The organism is Bradyrhizobium sp. Mp27 (assembly GCF_029953005.1).
GTDB classification, from domain to species: domain Bacteria; phylum Pseudomonadota; class Alphaproteobacteria; order Rhizobiales; family Xanthobacteraceae; genus Bradyrhizobium; species Bradyrhizobium barranii.
Map to the genome: position 1 here is coordinate 216,384 of NZ_JASAUS010000004.1, position 8,768 is coordinate 225,151.

An 8,768-nucleotide genomic window follows, 5' to 3' on the forward strand; every position below is an offset into this window, starting at 1 on the left:
CCGGCTTCTCCGGGTTCAGGCCGCCGAGCGGATGGTGTGGAGGAAATCGTCGACGTTCGACCTCATCGAATCCGCCTGCTGCTTCAGGGCGGCAGCGACCGTCAGGGCGGCCTCGGCGCCGGCGTCGGTCTCGCCCGCCACGGCGCGCACCTGACCGATTTCCTGCGTCACCGCCGTGGTGCCGTTGGCCGCCTCCTCGACGTTGCGCGCGATTTCGCCCGTGGCCGCACCCTGCTGTTCGACGGCTGCGGCAATCGCCGTGGCGATGTCGGCCATTTCCTTGACGGTGGAGCCGAACTGCCTGATCGCCTGGACGGATTGGCCGGTCGCGCTCTGGATCGTCGCGATCTGGCTGGCGATCTGCTCGGTCGCCTGCGCCGTCTGGGTGGCGAGACTCTTGACCTCGCTGGCGACGATCGCGAAGCCTCGTCCGGAGTCGCCGGCGCGCGCCGCTTCGATGGTCGCGTTCAGCGCCAGCAGATTGGTCTGGCTGGCGATGGCCTGAATCAGCTGAATGATGGTGCCGATCTTCTCAGCCGCATCCGACAGCCCATGCATCAATTCGGAGGTGCGGTTGGTCTCGTCGGTCGCCCTGTTCGAGACCGCGACGGAGCGGTGCACCTGGCTCGAGATCTCACGGATCGAGGCCGCGAGTTGCTGGGTGGCGGAGGCGACGGTCTGCACATTCATCGATGCCTGCTCGGCGCGGGTCGCGACCGCTTCGGCGAGCCCGCGTCCGCGTTCGGCAACCTTTGCCAACTCCTCGGCGCTGCGCCCCATGTCGTCGGCACGGCCGCCGACACCGGCAATCACCCCCTGCATGCCCTGCTCGAAGCGGCCGGCAAGATCCGACATCATGCGGGCGCGGTCGGCCTCGCTGGCTTCGCGCTGTGCCGTCGCCTCACCTTCCATGCGGCGAACCGCCAGCGCGTTTTCGCGGAACACCTCGACGGCGCGCGCCATGCGGCCGATTTCATCGCGCGAGTCGCCGCCGGGGATCGGCTCATCGAGCTCGCCCGCCGCCAGCGATTGCATCCGGTCTGTCATGCCGCGAATCGGACCCGACACGCTGGCGCCGATCAGCCACGCCAGCACCGCTCCCAGCAGCAGCGCGCCGGCCGCGGTCGCGATGACGGTCTGCTTGGTCTGATCGACCGCTGCCGCGGTCTTGTCGCCCTGCTCGGCGCGCACGGTGCCGAGCTTCGCATTGATCTTGTTGACGTGGTCGTCGATTGCCGCACTGGCCTTCTTCAATTCGGCCTGCCTGGCGCGCAGATCGGCGGCCACCTTGATGACCTCGTCCAGCGCGGCCGCGTCGGCAGTGATCGCAGTCTTGAGCGCTGCGACCAGCGCTTTCAGCTTCGCGTCGTTCGCCCCCGCCAGCTCAGCCTCGGTGTCTGTGATCGCCAGCTGGGCGTAGGACAACGCCTGCTTGGCGTCGTCGGCATCGCCCGTCGACAAGGTGGAGCCATAGCGCATCACGGTGATCCGCAGTGCGTCAACGACGCCGGCCAGGCGCATCGGGTTGATCAGCCGTTCCGCGTCCTCGGACCGGTTGGCGAGCGCAACCTGAATGCCGCTGACATTGAGGCCGGCGGCTGCACCCTGGGCGTCGGTCTTCGTGGTCGCGGCGCGCAGCCGATCCGCCGCCTCCGCTGCCGCGGTGAACGACGCGCGATAGGTTTCCAGCGCGGTCTTGACCGGGCCGATGCCTTCCGCGATCGCTTGCAGCTTGCCGAACTGCCGGTCGACCTGATCGGCCAGCTTGCCGACGCCGTCGATCGCCTTGGCCGCCGCATCCTTGTCGCCGACATTCCAGGTTCGGATGAATTTCTCGACCGCCGAGTTCGCCTCCAGAAGCGCGGCCCGCGCCTGCGACATGCCGGCGTCGCCGGCAGCGCTGGTCACGAGCTCATTGACCGTTCCGCCGATCCGCTCGACCTGGACCATGGCGAAGCCCGCGAGCAGGACCAGAAAGCTGAGAACCAGCGCGAAGCCGCCAAACACGCGCGGACGAACGCCGACCCGGGACATCATGTGCGATAATTTCATGGCAAATCCGAAATGCTTCAACGAGTGGAGCGGATGGCGGCGAGCAGATCCTTGCCAAACCGCTTCTCGAATTCCTGATCGAGCGGCTTGACCGCGTCGACGAAGGGCTGGCGATCGAATGTCTCGATGACGTCCATGCCGCCGCTACGCACTTGCTCGAGCGACGCGGCATCGAGCTTCGCCTGCCAGGTCGCCTCCGCTCCCTCCTTCGCCAGCGCGATCAGCATGGCCTGGTCGGCCGGCGGAAGCTGTTCGAACATGGCACGGTTGGCGACGAACGCGATCGGCGCGAAGAAGTGACCGGTCAGCGTCAGGTATTTCTGGACTTCGTAGAGCCGGGAGCCGGCGATGGTCGGCACCGGATTTTCCTGTCCATCGAGCCGGCCGTCCTTCAGCGCGGTATAGACCAGCGGAAATTCCATCGGGACCACTTCGGCGCCGAGCGCCTTGAACGTCATCTGGTAGATCTCGTTCGGAATGACGCGAATCTTGAGACCTTTGATATCCTCGGGAGAGCGAACCGGCCGTTTGGAATTCGTGACGTTGCGAAATCCCTGTCGGCCGATCGCCAGCAGCGTCAGCCCCTTGTCAGCGAATTTGGTGGCGATTGCCGCGCCGGCCGGACCTTGCGCCACGGCCTTCGCGTGGGCTGTGTCGCGGAACAGGAAGGGAATGTCGAACACGCCAAGTTCGGGGACGACCGAACTGACCACAGAACCCGACAGCACCGCCATATCGACCGAGCCGGCCCGGGTCGCCGCCAGGATGGCGTTCTCGCTGCCGAGCGCGTTGGTGGCGCGCTCGTCGATCACGATGCGCTTGCCGGCCGATGCCACCAGCTTCTGGCGAAACTCATCGGCCCCGATTTGCTGCGGGCTCCCCAGCTGGGAATTGAACGCCAGGGAGATCAATCGCGGTGAAGCGGCAGCCGGTTGCAGAACCAGCAGCCCTGCCGCCGCGGCGACGATCGATCCGGCTTTCCAAAGTCCCAAAACTTGTCTGTGCATTCGACACCATGGCGTGACAATTGTCGTAACCCTAATGGCCGGGAATGATTGAACCCTTAAGGAAGGCCCCGCGGAATTACGGAGATTCGCCTCGATCCGCCGCCGACGAGATTTGGGACAGAGGTCCGATGCAGATGATATCGGGTTGCTGAGGGATAATGAGTGGTTCGAGGGAATGACGGTGGGATCAAGGATGCAAATGGCTGCCGCCATCGCGATCGGCATCATGGCCGGTACGGCCCCGGCCCGCGCTGAGGTCGCGCAATGCCGGTTCATCCAGGCTAAGCCGGAGCGCGAAGCGTGTTACCAACGTCAGGAAGCCGCGCTGGCCGCCAAGCGCAAGCCGGAGCCGAACGCGGAAAGCAAGACGCTCGAATCGATGCGCCAGATGCGGCAGGACGACGATGCCGTCTATCGCAGCATCAACAACATCTGCCGCGGCTGCTGAGATCGCGACCGAGCTCAAGGCGCCTAACGTTCCGACTGATTTCGATAGATCAGTGAGATCACGAAGGCCTCGATCGACCTGCTGCCGGGAGGCAATGGCGGGAACGGTTGTGCCTGCCTAAGGGTATTGAGCGCCGCCTCATCCAGCATGGGCGAGCCTGAGCTGGTTTTCACGCTGCTCGCCGCGAGCAATCCCCAGCGGCTGATGCTGAATGCAAGCTCCGCCGTCCCTTCCACCCTGTCGCTGACGGCCCGCCGCGGGTAGGACTTTTCGATTTGCAGCCGCGCAACCAACATGCGGCCGTATTCATCGATGGATTTCACACCTGCGCCCTTCGCCGCGCGCACATTGTCACGCGCCAGCGTGCTGCGGCCGTCGCTCGGGTCACGCTTGAGCAACCGATCATAGTCCGCGATCGCGAGATCGAATGCCTTTTTCCGGCTGTAAGCCCATGCGCGATCCGCATAGGCGTCCCTGGAACGAGGATCGAGCTTGATCGCCCGTGTCATGTCGGCGATCCCGGCATCAAACTGTCGCAGCAAAACGTATCTCCGCCCCCGAGACAACAGGCGCGATGGCGCCGGATCAAGCCGAAGCGCCGCATCGAAATCCTTGAACGCAACATCATCTTCGAGACGGTACCAGTGCAGGAAACCGCGATGCATGAAGGCGTCAGCATTCCCCGGATGACTTGCAATCGCTTCGTCGAAATCGGTCAACGCATGTGGGAAGTCGTCCTTGTCAAAATAGGCATCGGCGCGGCGGGCCAGCAGTCGGGATCGGCTCTCCTTGTTCTTCTCCTGATCGAGCAGTCTTGTGCAGACCTCGATGCGTATGTTGGAGGCAACCTTCTCGTCGTTGCAGACGACGCTGTCATCGGAGCTTGCATGACCGGGCCAGATTGCGACGAGCAACGGCAGTGCAAGAATGAACTTCCGACGCATGACCTCTCAGCCCCCACACTCTCGATAGTGGTGGCCATCCAGCACATCGCCGGAGCAAAATCTACCCTTGGTTGCTCCAACGCCCCGCGCGCTTTTCGGCGAACGACGCCAGCCCTTCCGCCGCCTCCGCGCTCTGACGCTTGACCGAATGCAGGTGCACGAGCCGCTTGTAGGCGGCATCGTCCACCGCCATCCCGCCAAACGAGCTCTCCAGCGCCAGCCGCTTGGTCTCGGCCATCGCCTCCGGTCCGTTGGCGAGGAGCTGCTCGACCACCTTGGCGCCGGCGGCTTCGAGGTCGGCGAGCGGGACGACCTCGTGGACGAGGCCGATGCGGCGGGCATCTTCGGCGCCAAAGCGTTCGCCTGTCAGCGCGTAGCGGCGGACTTGCCGTACACTAATGGCATCGCAAAGCTGCGGGATGATGATGGCGGCGGTCAGACCCCAGCGCACCTCCGTGATCGAGAACAGCGCATTGTCCGCCGCGATCACGACGTCGCAGGCGGCAATCACGCCGGTGCCGCCGCCAAAACAGCCCCCCTGCACCAGCGCGACGCTCGGGATTGGCAAGGTATTGAGCCGCTGCACGGCCTCGAAGGTCGCCCGCGACGCCGCCTCGTTCGCCTCAGCCGATTGCGGCCGCACGCTGTTGATCCATTTGAGGTCGGCGCCGGCCTGGAAATGCTTGCCATTGCCCCGGAGCACGACGACACGCAGGTTGGACTTCCCGCCGAGATCGTCCATGGCCGCGAGCACGCCTGCGATCAATGCGCCGTCATAGGCATTGTTCACTTCAGGCCGGTTCAACGTGACGGTCGCAACCCCACGCTCATCGAGGGTCCACAGGACGGGGTTGGCAGTCATCGGCGATCCTCCGGTCATCTTGTTTGCCGCCCACTATGACGGAGGCAACTCATCCCGATCCATATCTTTCCGGCGTAGGGCGGCCGCGTCCATCGCATGGCGGGTTGTGTCATGCTGCTGCCGGGCGACATCACGGGATCAGGGACGGGACATCACACCATGCGCATCTGCATTTTCGGCGCGGGCGCCGTCGGCAGCCATATTGCGGTCAGGCTGGCCCGCGCCGGCCATGAGGTCTCGTGCGTGATGCGCGGCGCCCATCTGGAGGCGGTCCGCGCCAATGGCCTTAAGCTCCGCGTCGGCGATTCCGAGGTCACTGCCAAGGTGAGCGCCTCCGGCGATGCGGCCCAGCTCGGCCCGCAGGACGTCGTGATCAGCACGCTCAAGGCGACCGCGCTGACGGGGCTGGTCGCCAGCATAAAACCGCTGCTCCAGGACGACACCGCGATCGTCTTTGCGCAGAACGGTATTCCCTGGTGGTACGGCATCGGCCTGCCGCCGCGGCATCCGACGCCGCCCGACATTTCCTTCCTCGACCCCCGGCGGGCGCTTGCGCGCATGCATTCCGAAAGAGCGGATCGTCGGCGGCGTCGTCTTCTCCTCCAACGAGGTGACCGCGCCCGGTGTGGTGCAGAACCTGACGCCGGACCGCAACCGCCTGCTGATCGGCGAATGCGACGACCGCAATTGCGAGCGCATCACCAGGCTTCGCGGCGTTCTCAACGACGCACGGCTGGAATCGCCGCCGGTGGCCGAGATCCGCGAGGCGATCTGGTCAAAGCTCCTGACCAACATGTCACTGTCGGTGCTGTGCCTGCTCACCGGCCAGACCGCGCGCGGCGTGCGTGACGACCCTGCCTTTGCCGAGGTCATTCCGCGCATGCTGAACGAGGCCAACGACATCGCGCAGCACTTCATCCCCGAGGTCAAGCGCGTGACGCGCAGCGGCGCCGCCCCCAACCACAAGCCGTCGCTGCTCCAGGATTACGAGCTCGGCCGCGCCATGGAGATCGACGTGCTGGTGAAGGCGCCCGCCGCCTTCGCCCGTACCGCCGGCCTGTCGACGCCGACGCTCGACCTGATCGCCGCGCTCGCGATCCAGAAGGCGCGGGACAAGGGGCTTTATTCCGCTTGAGCCTTAAGCGAGTTCATCGATCCAGGCCGCGAGCGTATCGAGCACCTCTGTGAGGGCCTCTTCATTTGTCCGGCCAGACTTCTTCAGCACCGCGAAGGAATGATCGCCGCCGGCGACCTCGTGCAGCGTCGCCTTCGGGCCGAGCTGCGCGATCACGGGCTTGAGGAGGCCGAGATCGGCAAGCCCGTCGCGCGTGCCTTGCAGGAACAGCATCGGGACCTCGACATGGGCCAGGTGCTCGGCGCGCTCCGTGGACGGCTTTTTGTCGGCGTGCAGGGGAAAGCCGAGGAAGGCGAGCCCTTTGACGTCAGGCAGCGGCGCCTTGGACTGCGCCTGCGAGGTCATGCGCCCGCCAAACGACTTTCCGCCGGCAACGAGCTTCAAGCCGGGGCAGAGCCGCGCTGTGTCCGCGACTGCCGCGCGGATGGTGGCGTGGGCGACCGCTGGCTGGTCAGGACGGCCCTGCTTGTTTTCCATGTAGGGAAAATTGAAGCGGAACGTCGCGATGCCACGATCCGCGAGCCCCTCCGCAATCCTGTCCATTGATGCATGCCGCATCCCTGCGCCGGCGCCGTGCGCGAGGACGTAGCAGGCGCGCGCATTGTCCGGCTGCGTCAGGATCGCCGAGACCGTGCCGATGCGCTCGATGTCGAGCTTGAGCTCTTGGGTTTTGGTCGCCACAATCAGCCATCCTGACAGACGCGTTTCCGGCCGCCTTGGTAGCGTCACCGGCGCAGCCTGAAAACACAATAATTGCCGCCGCCGACCAGCCTACCAAGGCCGGAAAGCCGCATTGACCGAGGTGACCATGTCCTACCGCTCCTCCTGGATGACCGAAGAGCTCGAAATCTTCCGCGACCAGTTCCGGAAATATCTGGCCAAGGATCTGGCGCCGCATGCCGAGAAATGGCGCGAGCAGAAGATGGTCGACCGCTTCGCCTGGCGCGGGCTCGGCGAGATGGGCGCGCTGTTGGCGAGCGTGCCGGAGGAATATGGCGGCCTCGGCGCCACCTTCGCCTATGACGCCGCCGTGCTGGACGATCTCGAAAGCACGGTGCCGGAGCTCACCACCGGCGTTTCCGTGCACAGCGCCATCGTCGCGCACTACATCCTCAACTACGGCTCGGAGGAGCAGAGGAAGCGCTGGCTGCCGAAGATGGCTTCCGGCGAGATGGTTGGCGCCATCGCCATGACCGAGCCCGGCACCGGCTCGGACCTGCAGGCCGTCAAGACCACCGCCAAGAAACAGGGCAATTCCTACGTCATCAACGGCCAGAAGACTTTTATCACCAACGGCCAGGCTGCCGATCTCGTCGTCGTCGTGGCACGCACGGGTGAAGCCGGCGCCAAGGGCATTTCGCTGATCGTGGTCGAGACCGCGGGCACGGACGGCTACAAGCGCGGGCGCAACCTCGACAAGATCGGCCTGCACGCCTCCGACACGTCAGAGCTGTTCTTCGACAATGTCACGGTGCCGCCGGAAAACCTGCTCGGCAAGGAGGAAGGCCAGGGCTTTGTGCAGCTGATGCAGCAATTGCCGCAGGAGCGTCTCGCGCTTGCGGTCGGCGCGGTCGCCTCGATGGAGCGCGCGGTCAAGCTCACCACCGAGTACACCAAGGAGCGGAAGGCGTTCGGCAAGCCGCTGATGGACTTCCAGAACACCGCCTTCACGCTCGCCGAGCGCAAGACCGAAGCGATGATCGCGCGCGTCTTCGTCGACTGGTGCATCGAGCGCCTGGTCGCCGGGGATCTCGACACGGTGACGGCCTCAATGGCGAAATACTGGTGCTCGGACAAGCAGGTCCAGACCGCAGACGAATGCCTCCAGCTGTTCGGCGGCTACGGCTATATGCAGGAATACCCGATCTCGCGCATCTTCATCGATTCCCGCATCCAGAAGATCTATGGCGGCACCAACGAGATCATGAAGCTGCTGATCGCGAGGTCGCTTTAGCCCGTCTTATTCGTAAGAGTGCGCCTGAGGGGTAAAGCGCTGATGCGGCGTAGGATTCGGTTGCGAAGCCAACCCCATCACCTCCAACCGCGAACGCCACGCCCGCCATGACCGACGATACGATTCCGCCCTTCTCGTTTCCAGCCGTTCACGCCAAGAAAGTCACAGCTGCCTTCGATGGTGGGCGCCTAACCTCGAACGGGGGCGTGATGCTTCTGGCGATGGCCGAGCGGCGTCTCGGTTTGGCCGACAATTTGGCCCGGGTGTTCCCGGATCGGCGCGATCCGACGCGGGTCGTGCACAGCCTGGTCGATATGTTCCGCGCGCGCATGTTCGCGATCTGCTGCGGCTACGAGGACGCCGACG

The 8,768-nt window shown here is 64.9% G+C and carries 8 protein-coding genes and 1 pseudogene; 4 read left to right on the top strand and 5 right to left on the bottom strand.

Annotated features, from left to right (window positions below):
- Positions 1–15: 15 nt before the first annotated feature.
- Together QJT78_RS04990 and QJT78_RS04995 are read right to left on the bottom strand one after the other, a co-directional pair.
- Complete coding sequence (locus QJT78_RS04990) at positions 16–2,052, bottom strand: HAMP domain-containing methyl-accepting chemotaxis protein (RefSeq protein ID WP_028148333.1); 2,037 nt, start codon at positions 2,050–2,052, stop codon at positions 16–18.
- Positions 2,053–2,069: 17 nt separating this feature from the next.
- Positions 2,070–3,059 (bottom strand): TRAP transporter substrate-binding protein, encoded by a 990-nt coding sequence (locus QJT78_RS04995; RefSeq protein ID WP_028148334.1) that lies wholly within the window; start codon positions 3,057–3,059, stop codon positions 2,070–2,072.
- Between the two features lie 199 nt (positions 3,060–3,258).
- On the opposite strand from QJT78_RS04995, the gene QJT78_RS05000 reads away from it, so the two are divergent.
- Positions 3,259–3,507, top strand: coding sequence for a hypothetical protein (locus QJT78_RS05000; RefSeq protein WP_240537550.1), 249 nt, complete (start codon positions 3,259–3,261; stop codon positions 3,505–3,507).
- 23 nt (positions 3,508–3,530) lie between these two features.
- On the opposite strand, the gene QJT78_RS05005 is transcribed toward QJT78_RS05000, so the two are convergent.
- Positions 3,531–4,421: a TonB family protein gene (locus QJT78_RS05005; RefSeq protein ID WP_212496641.1), complete on the bottom strand. Its 891-nt coding sequence runs from the start codon at positions 4,419–4,421 to the stop codon at positions 3,531–3,533.
- A gap of 91 nt (positions 4,422–4,512) precedes the next feature.
- The gene (locus QJT78_RS05010) at positions 4,513–5,313 is read right to left on the bottom strand and encodes an enoyl-CoA hydratase-related protein (protein WP_028148337.1); all 801 of its coding nucleotides are present in this window, start codon (positions 5,311–5,313) and stop codon (positions 4,513–4,515) included.
- Between the two features lie 159 nt (positions 5,314–5,472).
- Between QJT78_RS05010 and QJT78_RS53120 the strand changes: the two are divergent.
- Positions 5,473–6,448, top strand: a pseudogene (locus QJT78_RS53120) (ketopantoate reductase family protein).
- Positions 6,449–6,451: 3 nt separating this feature from the next.
- Here QJT78_RS53120 and QJT78_RS05025 read toward each other — a convergent pair.
- Positions 6,452–7,129: an alpha/beta family hydrolase gene (locus QJT78_RS05025; protein ID WP_028148339.1), complete on the bottom strand. Its 678-nt coding sequence runs from the start codon at positions 7,127–7,129 to the stop codon at positions 6,452–6,454.
- Between the two features lie 127 nt (positions 7,130–7,256).
- Here QJT78_RS05025 and QJT78_RS05030 point away from each other — a divergent pair, with 127 nt between their 5' ends.
- On the top strand, positions 7,257–8,402 hold the full coding sequence (locus QJT78_RS05030) for an acyl-CoA dehydrogenase family protein (RefSeq protein WP_028148340.1): 1,146 nt from the start codon (positions 7,257–7,259) through the stop codon (positions 8,400–8,402).
- A 107-nt stretch (positions 8,403–8,509) separates the two neighbouring features.
- On the top strand, positions 8,510–8,768 hold a 259-nt coding region (locus tag QJT78_RS05035), incomplete at its 3' end, for a transposase (protein ID WP_281460188.1).

What these genes read in the sequence shown, in the direction of transcription:
- QJT78_RS04990 (WP_028148333.1), bottom strand. Translation starts at nt 2,052, where the DNA reads ATGAAATTATCGCACATGATGTCCCGGGTCGGCGTTCGTCCGCGCGTG.
- QJT78_RS04995 (WP_028148334.1), bottom strand. Translation starts at nt 3,059, where the DNA reads ATGCACAGACAAGTTTTGGGACTTTGGAAAGCCGGATCGATCGTCGCC.
- QJT78_RS05000 (WP_240537550.1), top strand. Translation starts at nt 3,259, where the DNA reads ATGGCTGCCGCCATCGCGATCGGCATCATGGCCGGTACGGCCCCGGCC.
- QJT78_RS05010 (WP_028148337.1), bottom strand. Translation starts at nt 5,313, where the DNA reads ATGACTGCCAACCCCGTCCTGTGGACCCTCGATGAGCGTGGGGTTGCG.
- QJT78_RS05030 (WP_028148340.1), top strand. Translation starts at nt 7,257, where the DNA reads ATGTCCTACCGCTCCTCCTGGATGACCGAAGAGCTCGAAATCTTCCGC.